This window comes from Ruegeria hyattellae (assembly GCF_041537925.1).
Classification (GTDB): Bacteria; Pseudomonadota; Alphaproteobacteria; order Rhodobacterales; family Rhodobacteraceae; genus Ruegeria_C.
Genome location: NZ_JBGOSH010000003.1, coordinates 404,597 through 422,367, shown reverse-complemented (window position 1 = coordinate 422,367; position 17,771 = coordinate 404,597). Strand labels below are relative to the sequence as shown.

18 protein-coding genes are annotated in these 17,771 nt (G+C 63.1%); 9 read left to right on the top strand and 9 right to left on the bottom strand.

The annotated features are described in order from the left end of the window. Positions 1–65: 65 nt before the first annotated feature. The 6 genes from plsY to AB1E33_RS09500 form a co-directional block, all read right to left on the bottom strand. Positions 66–674 carry a glycerol-3-phosphate 1-O-acyltransferase PlsY gene (gene plsY, locus AB1E33_RS09525; protein WP_372577026.1) on the bottom strand — a complete coding sequence of 203 codons (609 nt, stop codon included), beginning with the start codon at positions 672–674 and terminating at the stop codon, positions 66–68. After that, positions 674–1,954, bottom strand: coding sequence for a dihydroorotase (gene pyrC, locus AB1E33_RS09520; RefSeq protein ID WP_372577025.1), 1,281 nt, complete (start codon positions 1,952–1,954; stop codon positions 674–676). Before pyrC ends, plsY begins: the two co-directional genes overlap by 1 nt. Further along, positions 1,951–2,337 carry a hypothetical protein gene (locus AB1E33_RS09515; RefSeq protein WP_372577024.1) on the bottom strand — a complete coding sequence of 129 codons (387 nt, stop codon included), beginning with the start codon at positions 2,335–2,337 and terminating at the stop codon, positions 1,951–1,953. Before AB1E33_RS09515 ends, pyrC begins: the two co-directional genes overlap by 4 nt. Next, positions 2,322–2,849, bottom strand: a complete 528-nt coding sequence (locus AB1E33_RS09510; RefSeq protein WP_372577023.1) for a hypothetical protein — start codon at positions 2,847–2,849, stop codon at positions 2,322–2,324. Before AB1E33_RS09510 ends, AB1E33_RS09515 begins: the two co-directional genes overlap by 16 nt. Continuing rightward, positions 2,846–3,784, bottom strand: a complete 939-nt coding sequence (locus AB1E33_RS09505; RefSeq protein ID WP_372577022.1) for an aspartate carbamoyltransferase catalytic subunit — start codon at positions 3,782–3,784, stop codon at positions 2,846–2,848. Before AB1E33_RS09505 ends, AB1E33_RS09510 begins: the two co-directional genes overlap by 4 nt. Before the next feature lie 71 nt (positions 3,785–3,855). After that, positions 3,856–4,428: a scavenger receptor class F, member 2 gene (locus tag AB1E33_RS09500; RefSeq protein WP_372577021.1), complete on the bottom strand. Its 573-nt coding sequence runs from the start codon at positions 4,426–4,428 to the stop codon at positions 3,856–3,858. Between the two features lie 83 nt (positions 4,429–4,511). Here AB1E33_RS09500 and AB1E33_RS09495 point away from each other — a divergent pair, with 83 nt between their 5' ends. The 6 genes from AB1E33_RS09495 (at position 4,512) to AB1E33_RS09470 (ending at position 12,013) form a co-directional block, all read left to right on the top strand. Continuing rightward, complete coding sequence (locus AB1E33_RS09495; protein ID WP_372577020.1) at positions 4,512–5,273, top strand: uracil-DNA glycosylase; 762 nt, start codon at positions 4,512–4,514, stop codon at positions 5,271–5,273. A gap of 2 nt (positions 5,274–5,275) precedes the next feature. Then, positions 5,276–5,875, top strand: a complete 600-nt coding sequence (locus tag AB1E33_RS09490; RefSeq protein ID WP_372577019.1) for a metallophosphoesterase family protein — start codon at positions 5,276–5,278, stop codon at positions 5,873–5,875. Continuing rightward, positions 5,872–6,492: a LysE family translocator gene (locus tag AB1E33_RS09485; RefSeq protein WP_372577018.1), complete on the top strand. Its 621-nt coding sequence runs from the start codon at positions 5,872–5,874 to the stop codon at positions 6,490–6,492. The genes AB1E33_RS09490 and AB1E33_RS09485 overlap by 4 nt, the downstream gene beginning before the upstream one ends. Before the next feature lie 6 nt (positions 6,493–6,498). After that, positions 6,499–7,041, top strand: a complete 543-nt coding sequence (gene moaB, locus AB1E33_RS09480) for a molybdenum cofactor biosynthesis protein B (protein ID WP_372577017.1) — start codon at positions 6,499–6,501, stop codon at positions 7,039–7,041. A gap of 106 nt (positions 7,042–7,147) precedes the next feature. Beyond that, positions 7,148–8,602, top strand: a complete 1,455-nt coding sequence (locus tag AB1E33_RS09475) for an efflux RND transporter periplasmic adaptor subunit (RefSeq protein ID WP_372577016.1) — start codon at positions 7,148–7,150, stop codon at positions 8,600–8,602. Between the two features lie 6 nt (positions 8,603–8,608). Then, a complete protein-coding gene (locus AB1E33_RS09470) occupies positions 8,609–12,013 on the top strand; it encodes an efflux RND transporter permease subunit (protein ID WP_372577015.1) in 3,405 nt (1,134 codons plus the stop codon). On the opposite strand, the gene AB1E33_RS09465 is transcribed toward AB1E33_RS09470, so the two are convergent. Next, entirely contained in the window at positions 11,994–12,419 is a 426-nt protein-coding gene (locus tag AB1E33_RS09465; protein ID WP_372577014.1) for an NUDIX hydrolase, read from the bottom strand. The genes AB1E33_RS09470 and AB1E33_RS09465 overlap by 20 nt on opposite strands. After that, on the bottom strand, positions 12,416–13,222 hold the full coding sequence (locus tag AB1E33_RS09460) for a protein-disulfide reductase DsbD domain-containing protein (protein WP_372577013.1): 807 nt from the start codon (positions 13,220–13,222) through the stop codon (positions 12,416–12,418). Before AB1E33_RS09460 ends, AB1E33_RS09465 begins: the two co-directional genes overlap by 4 nt. 147 nt (positions 13,223–13,369) lie before the next feature. Between AB1E33_RS09460 and AB1E33_RS09455 the strand changes: the two genes are divergently transcribed. After that, positions 13,370–13,924, top strand: a complete 555-nt coding sequence (locus AB1E33_RS09455) for a YqgE/AlgH family protein (protein ID WP_372577270.1) — start codon at positions 13,370–13,372, stop codon at positions 13,922–13,924. Positions 13,925–13,930: 6 nt separating this feature from the next. Here AB1E33_RS09455 and AB1E33_RS09450 read toward each other — a convergent pair whose 3' ends face one another. Beyond that, positions 13,931–14,881, bottom strand: a complete 951-nt coding sequence (locus tag AB1E33_RS09450; RefSeq protein WP_372577012.1) for an L-threonylcarbamoyladenylate synthase — start codon at positions 14,879–14,881, stop codon at positions 13,931–13,933. A 134-nt stretch (positions 14,882–15,015) separates the two neighbouring features. Between AB1E33_RS09450 and AB1E33_RS09445 the strand changes: the two genes are divergently transcribed. Together AB1E33_RS09445 and AB1E33_RS09440 are read left to right on the top strand one after the other, a co-directional pair. Further along, a complete protein-coding gene (locus AB1E33_RS09445; protein ID WP_372577011.1) occupies positions 15,016–16,722 on the top strand; it encodes an acyl-CoA dehydrogenase in 1,707 nt (568 codons plus the stop codon). After that, positions 16,722–17,768 carry an MBL fold metallo-hydrolase gene (locus AB1E33_RS09440; protein WP_372577269.1) on the top strand — a complete coding sequence of 349 codons (1,047 nt, stop codon included), beginning with the start codon at positions 16,722–16,724 and terminating at the stop codon, positions 17,766–17,768. Before AB1E33_RS09445 ends, AB1E33_RS09440 begins: the two co-directional genes overlap by 1 nt. Positions 17,769–17,771: the final 3 nt, after the last annotated feature.

Here is a 17,771-nt window from a genome sequence, read left to right as displayed (position 1 = left end):
TCAGTATTATCAGAAATTACAGATAAACACGATTCGATCAAGAGACTTGTTCACCATACGCAGGTTTAGGATTTCGAGCCGATCCTGGGTTCGGTCCCGGATTTGATCCGGCCGATGTTCTCGCTATGCCGAAGATAGACCAGCAAGGTCAGAATGATGCCTAGGATGAGCGTGTTCCCAAAGCCCAGAAAAATCGCCCAGAGCGTGGACGATGCAGCAGCTACTAGCGCGCCGACCGAGGATATCCGCGAAACTGCCGCTGCTGCCAGCCATGTCAGGCAGCAGCCGACGCCGACGGGCCAGGCTAGCGCCAGCCAAATGCCCAAAAACGTGGCCACCCCCTTGCCACCCCGAAAGCCAAGCCAGATCGGAAAGCAATGGCCCAGAAAGGCGGCAAGCGCGGCAAACTGGGCGGCTTGCTCGCCTGCAAAGTGGCGCGCCAGCAGTAATGCGATTGCGCCTTTCGCGCCGTCGAACAACACGGTCAGTGCCGCTGCAAGCTTATTGCCGGTACGTAGGACATTGGTGGCACCGATATTGCCCGACCCGATCTCACGCAGGTTGCCCAGACCCATGAGGTGGGCAAAGACCATGCCGAACGGGATCGAGCCCAGCCCGTAGCCGATGATGACCCACAGGATCAGCATGTCGGATGAGGTGTCGCTTGCGAACATCAATTTCTCCGGTAGATGGCCGCTCCGGCCACGTAGGTTGCCAGCACCCTACCTTGCATCCGCTGCCCGTCAAACGGCGTATTCTGCGATTTCGACTGCAGTGTGAACCGGTCGAGGATGAAGGGCGTGTCAGGGTCGAACAACACCAGATCGGCGGGCGCGTCATAGGCCAACCTGCCGCTATCTAGCCCCAAGCGTTTCGCGGGGTTCAGAGACATCGCGCGGAACAGGGTGGGCAGATCAAGCTGCTCGCCATGATAGAGCCGCAGCGCTGCGGGCAGCAGCGTCTCCAGCGCCACTGCGCCCGAGGCGGCCTCTTCAAACGGCAGCCGCTTGCTTTCCTCGTCCTGCGGCGTGTGCATTGAACTGATGATGTCGATCAGCCCGCTGCGCACCGCCTCGATCACCGCCTGCCGGTCGTCTTCCGAGCGCAACGGCGGCTTGACCTTGAAGAACGTGCGGTAGTCGGCCACGTCCAACTCGTTCAGGGTCAGGTGGTGGATCGAGGTTCCGGCGGTAATATCCAACCCGTTGCGCTTGGCGCGCTCCAGCGCGGGCAGGGCGCGGGCGGTGGTGATCTGGTCGGCATGATAGCGGGCGCCTGTCATTTCCAGCAACGCGATGTCGCGGTCCAACCCCATGCGCTCGGCCATTGGCGACACGGCAGGCAGGCCATAAAGCGTCGCGAACTTGCCGCTGGTGGCCGCAGCACCCTGGCTTAGTCCCGGCTCTTGCGGATGGGCGATGACCAACGCGCCACAAGAGCGCGCATAGGTCAGCGCACGGGAAAACACCTTTGTGTTGCTGACAACGTGGTCGCAATCGGTAAAGGCGACGGCACCGGCATCCATCAGGAAGCCGATCTCGGTCATCTCGCGGCCCTCACGGCTCTTGGTCAGCGCCGCCATTGGCAGCACGTTGACCGGTGCCTCCGCCTGCGCCCGGCGGGTGACGAACTCCAGCGTTTCGGGCGTGTCGATCACCGGCAGCGTGTCGGGGCGGGTGACGATTGTGGTGACACCGCCCGCCGCCGCTGCCAGCCCGGCGGATTTGTAGCTTTCCTTGTGCCGCTCGCCCGGCTCGCAGACCTTGACGCCGATATCGACGATGCCGGGGGCCAAGCACTTGCCACTGCAATCGACTATCTCTCCATCGGTCGCGGGTGGCGTATCCGCGCCCCGCGCTGCGATCACGCCGTTGCGGACCAGCAGCCAGCCAGGGCTGTCGGTTTCCGCCTCGGGGTCGATGAGGCGGGCATTGGTGAATAGGGTGGCGGTCATGTCATGGCCCCTTCAATCGCGGCTCTGGTGGCCGCGGAGTCGGCCTGGAACTTGATCAAGTATTTGTCGCCCGGCCGGGTGATGATTTGCACGGCGCTGCCCAGCGTGCGCACGGTTTCGATCTGAGGCAGCGGGATCGTCTGGACCGGGCCACGCAGGGCACCGTCGCGCAGCTCCCAGACCGCGCTCAGCTCTTCCGAAGACATGTACCAGCCGCGCAGCACGATGGCCGCCAACCCGGCGGGTGCGCCTGTCCAGATATAGGGGTTGCCCATCATCCAAAGAATCGCCATGGCCAGCGCCATGCCAAAGGCAGCCAGCCAGGCATGTGCTCGGATATAGGCATGCCTGTCGGGCACGAACCGGATCACAGGATCAGCCATAAAACCCCGGCAATAAGCGCGATCATCACGATAGAGAAAATCGCAAAGCCGATGCGGACCGCTTTGGAGCGTGCCTCGCACGGCGGGGTGCGCGGGGCCGAATAGGGCGCGGCGCTCTTGGTGATCAACGGCTCTGCCGACCAGTCGGTCCGGTCCTCGCGATAACAGCCGACCGGTTCAAGGCGACTGTCCAGCGTCAGGTCCATCGCCTTGCCCCGAAACGCGGCGCTGCGCACCAACATGACCCAACCCATAATCTTGTCCAAGGCCTCAGCGTCCAGTTGATCCTCGGGAATGCCGCAGCCTTCGGACAGGTAGCCATGAAGGCCGAACCCTTCGAGATCCCAGACCGGGAAAATCTCGATCTCACGCGATTCGAGCCCCTCGACACCCAGCAACTGCTCGGCCGCCCCCGGTTCGCGCAGGAACCTGGCGTGCTCCGGCGCGATATCCAGCGCATAAACGCGCAAATAGCCGAACTCGTTTGCATCGACGGTGACCGGATCGCTCATGCCGTAGCCTCCCGGTGATGACGGGCCAGCAGGTCCATCGCCGCCATGCGCACGGCGACACCCATCTCGACCTGTTCCTGAATGACCGAGCGGTTGATGTCATCGGCCAGCGTACCGTCGATCTCGACCCCGCGGTTCATCGGCCCTGGGTGCATCACGATGGCGTCCGGCTTTGCCATTGCCAATTTGGCGGCGTCCAGCCCGTAGCGATGATAATATTCCCGCTCGGACGGGATAAAGCCGCCATCCATCCGCTCTTTCTGAAGCCGCAGCATCATCACGACATCGGCGTCTTTCAGGCCTTCGCTCATATCCTCATATACCTCTGCCCCGAACTCGGCAAAATGCCCCGGCACCAAGGTTGGCGGGCCGATCAAGCGGATGCGGTTCTCCATCTTGCCCAACAGGATAAGGTTCGACCGGGCGACACGCGAATGGGCAACATCGCCACAGATCGCGACAGTCAGCCGGTGCAACCGTCCCTTGGCACGGCGGATGGTCAGCGCGTCCAGCAGCGCCTGGGTGGGGTGTTCATGCCGTCCGTCACCCGCGTTCAGCACCGCGCAGTTCACCTTTTGCGCCAGCAGATCGACGGCTCCGGACTGCGGATGGCGCACCACCAGCAGGTCGGGATGCATCGCGTTCAGCGTCATCGCCGTGTCGATCAGGGTCTCGCCCTTTTTGATCGAACTGGCCTGCATCGCCATGTTCATTACATCAGCACCCAGCCGTTTGCCCGCCAGTTCGAAGCTCGCCTGTGTGCGAGTGGAGTTTTCGAAGAACATGTTGATCTGGGTGAGGCCTGCCAACTCATCCGCGTGTTTCAGCGATTGCCGGTTCAACTCAACATATTTCTCGGCGAGATCGAGTATTGCGGTGATGTCTGATTGGGATAGTTGTTCGATGCCAAGAAGGTGACGATGTGCAAAAGACATGGCTTGGCTCCGAACCGGTGTTGCCAGCGCTTATAGAAAGCTCGGCGGGGCTGAGCAATATCCCGCCTGCCTCAATCTGCTGTCTCAAGGCAGGCACCGTCGTTGCCACAATGCTGACCGGGCTTGCACCAGCGACCATAGCCGCAATCCACCGCCTTGAGCGGCACGCAGCCGCGCCCGCTCGAACATTTGAAGCCGGGGCGGCATTGCGACTCGGTCTCTTCGCACAGGAACCATCCCGCGCGCGGGCAGCGGCCAGGCAGGCAGCCACCGGGATCGGAGCGGTCAACAGGGCGCTGGATGTCCTGGGTGCCGGGCTTTGGCTTGCATCTGCCCGCGCCCGCGCAAACGGTGCCAGGTGTGCAGACGGTCCCGTCGGCGCATTGGGTCGAACCATGCGGTGCGCAACGAAGGCCGCCACTCATGCAAAGCTGACCAACAGGGCAGCTACGCCCGCCACCGCAGTAATTGCCACCAAGCGGGATGCAATGGCCGTCAAAGCTGCAACTTTCGCCCGCGCCGCAGCAATTGCTGGTGCCGCATTGCAATTGACCGGCACGGCATTCGCCGAAACCTTGCGCCAAAGCGGGCAGGCTCCAGCCTGTCAGAAGCGCCAACCAGAACAGGGCAACCAATCGGGTCATGCGAGGCATGCTCGGGGCAGAACGTGCCACTGACAAGCGCTTATCGCCTTTCCACTGATCACTTAAGGTTTAGACTGACACGCATGGAATCGGTGTTTGACCCATATGCGGCGAAGGCCCTGCTGGAATGGCAGGTGGAACTGGGCGCGACGGATGCGATCTCAGATACGCCGGTGGACCGCTATGCACTGGCCGAAATGGCGCCGAAGCCCAAATCCGCACAACCTGCGCAGACCCCGACGACAGTTGCCGCGCGCGACCCCGTTGCAGTGGCGAAAGAGACTGCAAACGCTGCCGGGTCGCTTGACGATCTGAAAGCCGCGATGGCGGCGTTTCATCTGTGCGAGCTGAAGAAAGGCGCGCGCCAGCTTGTCTTTGCCGATGGCATCCCCGGCGCGCGGGTGATGATCATCGGTGAGGCACCGGGGCGCGACGAGGATCGCGAAGGCAAGCCGTTCGTTGGCCGCGCCGGGCAGTTGCTGGACCGGATGCTGGATGCGATCGGGCTGAACCGGGCTGTTTCGGTCTATATCACCAATGTCCTGCCCTGGCGGCCGCCGCAGAATCGTGACCCGAAACCGGAAGAGATCGCCATGATGGTGCCATTTCTGGAACGGCACGTGGCGCTGGCGCAGCCCGACGTGCTGGTGCTGATGGGTAATATCAGTTGTCAGGCGGTGCTGGGCAAACGTGGAATCACCCGGCTGCGCGGCAAGTGGAATCAGGCGATGACACTGCCGGTTCTGCCCATGTTCCACCCGGCCTACCTGCTGCGCCAGCCACAAATGAAACGGCAGGCATGGGCCGATCTGCTGGAACTGAATGCCAAGCTCGAGGGGCACTAGTAATGCGCATTCTGGCCTTTTCCGACCTGCACATGGCGCGCAACCGGGCCGCCGCGATTGTCAAGGCCAGCACCGAGGCCGAACTGGTGATCGGTGCTGGCGATTTCTGCAACATGCGGCAAGGATTGGCGCAAGCGATGGAGATGCTGTCCGGTATCTCGGCCCCGCTGGTTCTGGTCCCCGGCAATGCGGAAAGCGCCGAGGAACTCACTGATGCCGCCAGCGATGGCGTGCACGTGCTGCATGGTCAGGCGGTGGACGTGGATGGCTTGTCTGTCTTTGGACTTGGTTATGGGGTTCCAGAGACGCCCTTCGGATCATGGTCCTGCGATTTGAGCGAGGCAGAGGCCGCTGAACTGCTGGACCGCTGCCAGACCGCCGATGTGCTGATCACCCATTCACCTCCCAAGGGGACCGGAGATGTGACCTCGCAGGGGGTTTCGGTCGGCTCGACCGCCGTGCGCGATGCCATCGAACGCTTGCAGCCCCGGCTATCGGTCTGCGGGCATATTCATGACAGTTGGGGTGCGCGGGGCCGGATCGGCCGCACCGAGATCGCCAATCTTGGACCAACGGTCAACTGGTTCGAGGTCGATGCATGATCGACCCGGTTGTGCTGCTTACGTTTCTGCCGGCAGCTCTGGCGCTGAACCTGACGCCGGGTGCGGATATGATGTTCTGTTTTGGCCAGGGGCTCAGGTCCGGCCCGACGGCCTCGATCGTCGCTAGCGCCGGGATTTCGCTTGGCTCGCTGGTGCATGTGACGGTCGCCGGGCTTGGGCTTGGCGCGGCGGTGGCAGCCATGCCGTGGCTCTTCGACGTGATCCGATGGGTTGGCGTCTTGTACCTGCTCACTCTGGCCTGGTCTGCCATTCGCAACGGTGCTACTCCACCCGATGCGCCCGCAAAGCCGGCCAGACACGCGTTTCGCGACGGGCTTCTGGTCAACCTGACGAACCCGAAAGTGATCCTGTTCGTTCTTGCCTTCATTCCGCAATTCATCGACCCCGCAGCAGGACCGATCCTGATGCAGTTCATGATCCTGGGTACGGTGATCGCGCTGGGCGGCTTTGTCATCAACGCAGGTATCGGGCTGATGGCAGGCGGTGCCAGTAGGCATCTTGTTGGAAATCACCGCGCCGGGCGCATCCTCGGATGTGTCAGCGGCGGTATCTTCACGGCGCTTGCCGTTCGATTGGCCATAATGGAAAGGGCTTAACCACAGATGTCTCGCATTGACGAAAGCATGGATTTTGTCCCCATCCGCGTCGCCGTACTGACCGTATCGGATAGCCGCACGCCAGAGGATGACAAATCGGGGAAAACTCTCGTGGACAGGATAGAGGCGGCGGGCCATTCGGTGGCTGACCGCATGATCCTGCCTGACGAGCGCGCCGAGATTGCCCGCCAATTGCAAAACTGGATTCAGGACCCGCAGATCGACGTAGTGATCTCGACCGGCGGCACTGGGCTCACGGGCCGTGACGTGACGGTCGAGGCACACAGGGACGTCTATGAGAAAGAGATAGAGGCGTTTGGCACGGTCTTCACCATCGTATCGATGGAAAAGATCGGCACATCGGCGGTGCAGTCGCGTGCGACAGGGGGCGTTGCGGGGGGCACATATCTCTTTGCGCTGCCGGGCAGTCCGGGGGCCTGCAAGGATGCCTGGGACGGCATCCTACAAAAACAGCTCGATTATCGCCATCGCCCCTGCAATTTCGTCGAGATCATGCCCAGATTGGACGAACATCTGCGACGGAAGTAAACTCTTCGTACGTTCAAGGCTTTGCAGGCGTCGATAGGGTTGGCAAATTCACCAAGCCCGCTAACCTTTGGTGAGGCAGCACAACGCCACCGGAGAAGGATGTAAGATGCGGTTTTTACGCCAGAGTCTGCTCGGCGTTTTCTTGGTGTCGATGACACTGGCCCTGTTCCTTTATGCCGGTCATCTGGTGTTTGACGCGGTCCGGACCAGCCTTGCCGACAAGGCGCGGCCCGTTGAAGTCCGTGAGCGGGTGTTTGCAGTCAATGTCGAAACCGCTGAGCTGCAGGATGTGGTCCCGGTTCTCGAAGCCTTCGGTCAGGTGCAGAGCCGCCGCACGCTGGAACTGCGTGCGGCTGCGGGCGGGCGGGTGCTGGAACTGTCACCGGAATTCGAAGAGGGAGGTACTGTCTCGGCGGGCGACGTGCTGGTGCGGATCGACCCGGCGGATGCCCAGACCGTTTGGGACCGCGCCTCATCCGACATGATGGACGCCGAGGCCGAAGAACGCGACGCCGAGCGCTCCCTTATTCTGGCCCGCGACGAGTTGCAGGCAGCCATCGACCAGTCTGAACTGCGCGATAAGGCCTTGCAGCGGCAGCTGGATCTGGCCGAGCGCGGCGTCGGAACCGCTGCGGCAGTCGAATCAGCAGAGCTTGAGGGCGCCTCGTCCCGGCAGGCCGTACTGGCGCGCCGAATCTCGGTCGCGCAGGCCGAGGCGCGGGTGGACCAGACCGAAACCCGTCTGATGCGCGCCCGCAGCGCCTTGTCACTGGCCGAGCGCGATCTGCGAGAAACCACCGTGACCGCCCGGTTCGATGGCACGCTGAACGACGTCAATCTGGTCGAGGGGCGGCTGGTTTCGGCTAATGAGAAACTGGCCGAACTGGTCGACCCCGACGCGCTCGAAGTGGCGTTTCGCGTCTCGACCGCGCAATATGCGCGGCTGCTCGATGACGAAGGGGATTTGATCGCGGCACCTGTGATCGTGTCGTTGGAAATCACCGGTACCAACCTGACTGCCCGCGGTTTGATCAGCCGCGACAGCGCGGCTGCCGGTGAAGGCCAGTCCGGGCGGCTCATCTTTGCCCGGCTAGAGGCGGCACGCGGCTTCAAACCCGGAGATTTCGTCACCGTTGCGGTTGAAGAACCCGCATTGCAAGCGGTCGCGCGCCTGCCCTCCTCGGCCCTGGATGCGGCCGGTACCGTTCTGGTTCTGGGCGCCGATGACCGGTTGGAGCTGCTGCCCGTCCGCCTGGTCCGCCGGCAAGGCGACGAGGTTCTGCTGCGCGGCGACGGGTTGGCCGGGCGCGAGGTGATTGTCGGGCGCACGCCGCTGCTGGGGCCAGGAATCAAGGTGCGCCCGGTCCGCAGCGAGGCGCAGGTGGTACCGGCGGTCTCACTGCTGGAACTCAGCGATGAGCGTCGCGCGCGGCTGGTGGCCTTTGTCGAAGGCAGCGATGGTATGCCGCCTGATGTGAAAGTGCAGGTTCTGGGGCAATTGGCGGAACTGCGCGTGCCCGAAGATCTGGTGCTGCGGATTGAATCCCGGATGGGGGGATAGCCCACCATGGTCCGCGAGATCCCAGGCGCGGCGGGCGGGCTGCTCAGTTACTTCACCCGGCATCGCACGGCGGCCAACCTGTTGTTGGTGGTAATGCTGGTTCTGGGTGCGGCGGCGATCCCGAACATGCGGGCACAGTTTTTTCCCGATGTGATCATCGAGGATATGCGCATCAGCGTCGATTGGGATGGCGCGGGCCCCGAGGATGTGGACAGCGCCATTGTTCAGGTGATGGAACCCACGCTGCTGGCGCTTGACGGGGTGGCCGGCTCCGAAGCGCGATCCCGCGAAGGGCGGGCCAATCTGACACTGGAATTCGAGGCGGGCTGGGACATGTCGCGCGCCTCGGACGATGTACAGGCAGCGGTTGACGGAATAACCACGCTGCCCGAGGACGCCGAAGAGCCCAAGGTCCGGCGCGGCGGCTGGCGTGACCGGGTCACCGATGTCGTCATCACAGGCCCCGTTGAGCCGGCGCAGCTTGGCCTGCTGGCGGATGAGCTTGTCACGCGCCTGTTTGCCGCCGGTGTGGCGCGGACCGCCATTCGAGGTGTTGCTGCACCGCGCACCATCATCGAAGTGCCCACGATGCAGCTGATCGCCAATGACATAACGATGGCGCAGATCGCCGATGCCATCGCGGGCGAGGTGGACACAAACCCGGCCGGCGATGTGACCGGTGCTAATGCGCGCGTGCGCACCGGTGTTGAAAAACGCTCGCCCGAAGATATCGAGGGCATCGTGCTGCGCTCGAACCCGGACGGCTCGAAACTGCTGGTGAGCGATCTGGCCACCATCCGGGTCGAGGGGGTGGACCGCGAGCGCAGCTATTTCGTGGGCGATGATCCGGCCATGTCGATCCGCGTCGACCGTGCCGATGGCGGAGACGCGATCGAGGTGCAGCGCCTGGTCGAAGAAGTCGCCGCCGAGATGCAAGCCAGTCTGCCGCAGGGCGTAACGGTCGAACTGATCCGCACCCGGGCCGAGGCGATCACCGGGCGGTTGAACATTCTGGTCGACAACGGGCTGGTCGGGCTTGGTCTAGTGGTCTGCCTGCTGTTTTTGTTCCTCAATGCCCGCATCGCCTTCTGGGTCGCGGCGGGCATTCCGGCGGCGATGTTTGCGGCGATCGCGCTGATGTATATCGGCGGTCTGACCATTAATATGGTCAGCCTCTTTGGCCTGATCATCACGCTGGGCATCGTGGTGGATGACGCAATTGTTGTGGGCGAACACGCCGATTTCCGCGCTCGGCGACTGGGTGAGAACCCCGTTGTCGCCTCGGAACGCGCAGCGCAGCGCATGGCGATGCCGGTTCTGGCGGCGACCCTGACCACGATCATCGCCTTCTTTGGCCTTACCGCTATCGGCGGGCGGTTTGGAGAGTTGATACAGGACATCCCCTTCACAGTGATTGCAGTACTCGCCGCCTCGCTGGTGGAGTGTTTCCTGATCCTGCCCAACCACATGTCCCACGCCATTGCACATTCCGCCAAAGAGCATTGGTATGACGCACCCAACCGCATCGTGAACCGGGGCTTCCGCTGGGTGCGCGACACCTGGTTCAGACCGCTGATGGGTTGGGTCGTACAGGCCCGCTATGTCGTGATCGCAGGCGCATTGGTGCTGCTTGCCAGCCAGATTGCTTTGTTCATTCAGGGCGATGTGCAATGGCGCTTTTTCAACGCGCCGGAACGTGGGTCCGTAACCGGCAATATCGCCATGGTCGAGGGGGCGAACCGCGCCGACACGATGGCCATGCTGGCCGAGTTGCAGCGCGCCACGGATGCGGTCTCGGACCGGCTAGAGCGGCAATATGGCTGGTATCCGGTTGACTATGTCATGGTCGAGATCGGCGGCAATGCCGGTCGTGCCCTGTCGGGAATGGAGGGCAAGGAGACCGACCTCCTGGGCGGGCTTTCGATCGAACTGATCGACGCCGACCTGCGCCTTGACCAGGACGAAGTCCCCTATTCCAGCTTCCAGTTCATTGCCGAATTGCAGGAGGAGATCCGTCGCCACCCGCTGGCCGAAGTGGTCAGCTTCCGCGGCTGGCGGTCCGGCCCCGGCGGCGATGCGCTGGATGTGCAGTTCTACGGCGCCGATGTCAGCACGTTGAAAGCTGCGTCCGAGGATTTGCAGGCCGCCGTACTGCGCTATCCGGAGGTGTCAGCCGTCGAGGACAATCTGGCCTATGACAAGGAAGAGGTGATCCTGGATCTGACCGCGCAGGGACAAGCGCTGGGCTTTACCATCGAAACGCTGGGCCGCGCGCTGCGCAACCGACTGAACGGGATCGAGGCAGCCACCTATCCCGACGGCCCGCGCAGCGCTGAGATTCGCGTGGAACTGCCCGAGAACGAATTGACCGCCGACTTTCTGGAACGCACGCTGATGCGGTCTCCCTCGGGCACCTATGTGCCGCTCGCCGATATTGTCACTGTCCAGCAGCGGACCGGGTTCTCGACCGTGCGGCGCGAGAATGGCGTGCGGGTGATCTCGGTCACTGGCGACATCTCCGAAGATGACCCGGCCCGCGCAGCGGAAATCGAGACCGCCCTGCGCACCGAGATCCTGCCCGAGATCGCCAGCACGCGGCAGGTCGAATGGCGGCTGGCGGGACTGAGCGAGCAGGAAGACGAGTTCCTGACCGACGCACGAACCGGCCTGATCCTGTGCCTGACTGGTATCTATCTGGTGCTGGCTTGGGTCTTCGGCAGTTGGACAAGGCCGGTGGTGGTGATGGCGGTGATCCCCTTTGGTCTCGTGGGCACGATCTGGGGGCATTATGTGTGGGAAGTTCCACTGAGTATGTTCACAGTTGTGGGCCTTCTGGGCATGACCGGGATCATCATCAACGATTCGATCGTGCTGGTCACGACGATCGACCAATATGCCGAAGAGCGCGGTCTTGTCCCCTCGATCATCGAAGGCGCGGCGGACCGATTGCGACCGGTGATGCTGACCACGCTGACCACAGTCCTGGGACTAACTCCGCTTCTATATGAAGGTTCGCAGCAGGCGCAGTTCCTGAAACCCACGGTGATCACGCTGGTCTATGGCCTGGGCTTTGGCGTCTTTATGGTGCTGCTGCTGGTTCCGGCTCTGATTGCCATACAGCGCGATGTCGGGCGGCCCGTCAGCGCCTTGCGCCGGGGGCTGCGCAGTTCCGACGCGCGAATCCGCCTGGCGATTTTGGGCAGCGGAGTTGCAACGCTCGGCTGGTTGGTACCCACCATGATCTGGCCGCTGGTCACCGGCGCACTGCCCGCGCCACTGGCGGCTTTCACGTCCGGAGGCGGAATACGTAGCGGGCTGGTCCTGTTCTTTGCGGGTGCTCTAGTGATCCTGCTACTGAGCTGGCTGGCCTCGGCGATTTATGCGGCACGGCTCACCAGAACCCGCTCCTGAGCGCCAGTTGTAGAAGGTCTGGCACGCGGGCACTCATCGGCAGATCTTTTGCCAGAACCTTGCCCACATCGAACCATTGCGCATCCGAGACATCATCGGCCGCCTGAACGGTGCCGCCGACATAGCGGCAGGCCACGCCAACCAGCAGGTAGTGCAGATCGACATTGCCATCCTCGCCATGCTGCAACAGGTCCAGATTGGTCAGGTAATCGATCGGCTCGGCATGGATGCCGGTTTCCTCGTGCAACTCGCGCGTTGCCGCCAAAAGCGCGGTCTCGCCCCATTCCACATGACCACCGGGAAAGCCCCAAAGACCGGCATCGGGCTTGTTGCGGCGTCTGGCCAGCAGCACCTCGCCGTCGCGTAGAACCACGGCAAGCGCTCCGATCTTGGGAACTTGCGTCATCCGGGCGCCGCTGGGCAGCCCTGAATGTCGACCGCGTGTTTCGAGCCCAGCACGGTGATCCGGATCTCGGACCGGTCCAATGTCATCGGGCCGTTGCGCTCGCCCACAAATTCCGATGACGAGATCAACGTGTTGCCTTGTCTGCGGGTATCAGATGGAGCGGCCCAAATTGCAGGATCGCCGGGTTCAAATATGGCAACCTCAGTGCCACCCGCCGATGGCATGGCGATCCGTGCCTCGATGCGGACGCCCTGACCGGTGGGTTGCAGGCGGCAGGCGACCGAAGTTACCCCGGCCTCTTTGCTGGAATAGGGGCGTTGCGCGAAGGCAGCGATAATCGCGGGGTGGCGGCCCGCCCCGGCATCGAGCTTGTGATCGAAATCGAGCGTGCTGGGGATGCAGACATCCTTGCAGATGCCAAGCTCCATTTCGCCGCGCAGGCGCACCGGTTTGTTTGCGTTGCGCGGCGAGATCTCGATCGGCAAGACAAGCTGGTCGGTATAGCCAATGCTGCGCAATCCGTTCTGGTCGTGGATTTCGGGTGTGGGCCAGGTGATGTCGATCCCGCCCAGATTGCGTGACGCCCCCCAGTCAAAGCGCGGCGGTATCCCCGCGTCGCCGGGCGCGCGCCAATAGGTCTTCCAGCCATCCGCAAGGGTCAGGCGCAGCGCACTCAGATAGGTGCCCCGTTCGGTCCGCCCCCCGTCCAGCACATCGAGCTGCACAATATCGTCCATGTTTTGCGACAGGGCCGGGGTGGCTGCCAGCGTGGCGAGCAACAAGAGGGGGAACGCGTGTTTCATCATGGTTCCTAAATGCGCTCTCGCCGGGGAAATTCCAACTCACGTTAAGGTCAGTGCCGGTAATTTCAACCCACACGTGCCGCTGCCCTTGCGTCCGGCAGCGGGCGGGGCCATTGTTGAATCAGCAAGGAGATTTGCCGGAACATGATGGACCTTACCGGACAGCTGCTGATCGCCATGCCAGGCATGGGTGATCCGCGTTTTGAACATTCGGTTGTTTTCATCTGCAGTCACGGTGAAGACGGGGCAATGGGCCTGATCGTGAACAAGCCCGCCGATCTGCGCGTTGCAGCCCTGCTAACGCAACTGGATATTCCCTGCGAGATGCCGGTGGTGAACGACACGCCGGTGCGGTTTGGTGGGCCGGTCGAAACGGCGCGCGGTTTTGTCCTGCATTCCCCCGACTACGACGCCAACCTGCATTCGATGACTGTCGACGACGGATTCAGCATGACCGCGACGCTCGACATTCTCGAAGACATGGCCAAGGGCACCGGACCCGAGCGGAGCCTGCTGATGCTGGGATATTCCGGCTGGGGACCGGGGCAGTTGGAGGATGAGATCGGCGAAAACGGCTGGTTGACGGTTCAGGCCGACCCGGCGCTGATCTTCGATATCGCCGATGATCGCAAATGGGAGGCGGCGCTAAAACTGCTGGGCATCGATCCGCTGACCCTGTCGGCCAGCGCCGGGCACGCCTGAGGTGAACTAGATATTGCGCGGCGCGGCGGCGCGACGCAGGCGGTCGTTGATCGCGGCGCCAAGCCCATACTGCGGGATCATTGCGACTGCAATCGGCCGGCCGGTCTGGTCCAGTTCATGCAGCGCCGCAAAAAGCCGTGCCGCCGCTTCAATCAAATCGCCCGATTGCGACAGGTTCACATCGCAATCCATGTCGCCAAAGCCCAGCAATAACTCGTCGCCACGCCGGTCCAAGGCATTGAGGCGCACACTGGAGGATGGCGCATAGTGCGACTGCAACTGACCCGGCGCGGTGATAGCCTCTGCCCCGTTGCGGGTCAGCGGGGCCGCGCCGAGTACCTCAGCGACTTCATCAGCGCTGATTCCACCGGGTCGCAGCAGGGTGGGCCGGTCGAACAGCCCCAGGATCGTCGATTCCAGCCCGACCGTGCAGGGCCCGTCGTCCAGAATGGCCTCGATCCGGCCGTCCAACCCCGCGCGCACATGGGTGGCACTTGTCGGGCTGATCCTACCGGAGGGATTGGCCGAGGGTGCCGCAATTGGGCCGTCGAACGCGCTTAGCAACGCGCGCGCCGCCGAATGGGCAGGTACCCGCACTGCCAGCGTGTCGAGGCCGGCGGTGACGAGGGGCGATATACCATGCCCCTCCAGCAAGGGCAGCACCAGCGTCAGCGGACCTGGCCAGAACGCCCGCGCCAGCCTTTCGGCCTGATCGGACCAGGACACATATCGCTTTGCGGCCTCAACCGAAGGCAGATGGGCGATCAGCGGGTTGAAGCTTGGCCGTCCCTTGGCCTCATAGATCGCGGCCACCGCGTCATCGTTGCGCGCATTGCCGCCCAGCCCATAGACCGTTTCGGTCGGAAAGGCGACCAGACCACCGGAGCGCAGGATGCCGGCCGCCCGCGTGATGTCGGCGAGCGTGGCGCTCAGACGTTCGGTTTTTGTGCCCATCATTGTCGGTGACGCCGCGTTCTGGTTGCTTGCATTAGGGTGTCGGTTAGATATTTACAAAACTAAGTTCAATACAGAATTGACTTAGGCGCTGCCCTGCCGACGTGGCAGCCCCGCCCTATGTGACCGAGGTTCTCATGCCCTATACCGCACCGCTCTCCGACTATGAATTCCTGCTATACAACGTTGCGGGACTGGATGGGATCGCCGCGACCGACCGGTTCGCCGATGCTGACCGCGATGTCGTGTCCGCCATCCTGAACGAAGCTGGAAAGATGTGCCGCGACGTGTTGGAGCCGTTGCGCCGGGTAGGCGACCTGCATCCCGCGACGCTGGAAAACGGCGTGGTGCGGACACCTCCGGGCTTTGGCCACGGCTGGAACGCGATCGCCGAGGGAGGCTGGGTCGGCATCAGCAGCGATCCGGGTTTTGGTGGCATGGGGCTGCCGATGACCGTGGCAACCGCCGTGAACGAGATGATGAGCGCCGCCTGCCTGTCGCTGCAGATCGCGCCGTTGATGACCCAGGGCCAGATCGAGGCGCTGGAACACCATGCCAGCGACGAGCTTAAGGCGCTGTACTTGCCCAAGCTGATTTCGGGCGAATGGGTTGGTACCATGAACTTGACCGAACCGCAGGCGGGATCCGATGTCGGCGCGCTCAGCACGCGGGCGGAACCGAACGGGGATGGCACCTATGCGGTGAGCGGCCAGAAGATCTTCATCAGTTGGGGCGACAACGATTTTTCTGAAAATGTCTGCCATCTGGTTCTGGCACGGCTGCCGGATGCAGCTCCGGGCACCAAGGGCATCTCGCTATTCCTGGTGCCGCGCAACCTGCCCGACGAAAACGGCGCGCCCGGGGTGGCGAACACCCTGAACGTGGTCTCGCTGGAGCATAAGCTGGGCCTGCATGGCTCGCCAACATGCGTGATGCAATATGACGGTGCCAAGGGATGGCTGGTGGGCGAGCCGCACAAGGGTATGGCGGCCATGTTCACCATGATGAACAACGCGCGCCTGGGCGTTGGTGGGCAGGGTGTCGGGATCGCCGAAGGTGCCTATCAGCACGCGCTGGCCTATGCGCAGGAACGCAAGCAGGGCCGCAGCGCGCCGACTGGGACCATCCTCGATCACGCCGATGTCCGCCGCATGCTAATCGAGATGCGGGCCGATACCTTTGCCTCGCGCGCCATTCTTCTGGCATGTGCCGGGGCCATCGACATGGGTCACGCCACCGGTGATGCGAACTGGATCGCCCGCGCCGCCTTTCTGACCCCGATCGCCAAGACCTTCGGCACCGAGACCGGCATCTGCGTGGCGGAAACCGGTGTTCAGGTGCATGGCGGCATGGGCTTTATCGAGGAAACGGGCGCGGCGCAGTTCTATCGCGACGTGCGCGTGACGGCGATTTACGAGGGCACCAGCGGCATTCAGGCGATGGATCTGGTAAGCCGCAAGATGATGGATGGCGGCGAGGCCGCAGCCCGTCTGCTGGATGAGATCGAGGACCACGCCGAACGCGCCCGCGCCACGCTGCCCGAACTGGCAGGTCCGGTGTGGGAGGCCACGGAATCCTTGCGCGAGACCACCGAATGGCTGGTTGCCCAGGGCGACATGAATGAACGTTTCGCTGGTGCGCTGCCTTATCTGCGGGCCTTTGCCCGGGTGCTGGGCGCGCATTACCACCTGGTTGCGGCGCTGGCCGAACCCGAGGGACCGCGCGCCAAGCTGGCACGGTTCTACATCCACGCCCTGCTGCCCGAATATACCGGTCTACTGGTGCAGGCGCAGAACGGTTCCGCCGACCTCTTTGCACTCAGCGCTGACGATCTGGCCGCGTGATGGACGGATTGCCACCAACCGGTATCCGGCACCCGTGGCAGGACCCGCCCTCGTCGGGCGATGCGATCGAGGTGGCCGACGGCGTGTTATGGATGCGCCTGCCGCTGCCGATGAAGCTGGACCATGTGAATGTCTATGCTCTGGATGACGGGGATGGATGGACGATCGTCGATACCGGGTTCTCGTCGAAGAAGACCCGCGCGATCTGGCAGGGGCTGATCGACGGGCCGCTGGCGGGCAAGCCGGTGCGGCGGGTTCTGGTCACCCATCACCATCCCGATCACATCGGCAATGCCGGTTGGTTCCAGACCGAGTTCGGCGCGGAACTGGTCACCACCCGCACCGCCTGGCTGTTTGCGCGGATGCTGACGCTGGACGTGCAGGAAACCTGGCCCGAGGAAACTCTCGATTTCTACCGCAGCGCCGGGATGGACGCGGAGATCCTTGCGGCGCGCATGTCGCAGCGCCCCTTCAACTTTGCCGACATGGTCTATCCGATGCCGCTGGGTTTCACCCGGATCAAGCAGGGTGGCCACATCCGGATCGGCGGGCGCGACTGGGAGATTCACACCGGCAACGGCCACGCGCCCGAACATGCAACGCTGTGGAGCCGCGACGGGGATCTGGTGCTGACCGGCGACCAGATCCTTAGTTCCATCAGCCCCAATATCGGCGTTTATCCAACCGAGCCGATGGCCGATCCGCTGGCCGAATGGCTGGAAAGCTGCGAGCGGCTCTCCGGTCTCGCCCGGCCTGGCCATCTGGCGCTGGGCGGGCACAAGCTGCCGTTCAGCGGATTGCCCTTCCGGATGCGGCAGTTGATCGACAACCACCACGGCGCGCTGGACCGGCTCAAGGGTCATCTGGATGTGCCGAAACCAGCCTCGGACTGTTTTCTGCCGCTGTTCAAACGCAATATCGGCGAGGGCGAATACGGGCTGGCGCTGGTCGAAGCGGTTGCGCATCTCAACCATCTTTACCACATTGGAGCGGTAGATCGTGACCGCCGGGCCGATGGCGCCTGGCTCTATCAGCGCAAGGGGTAAGGC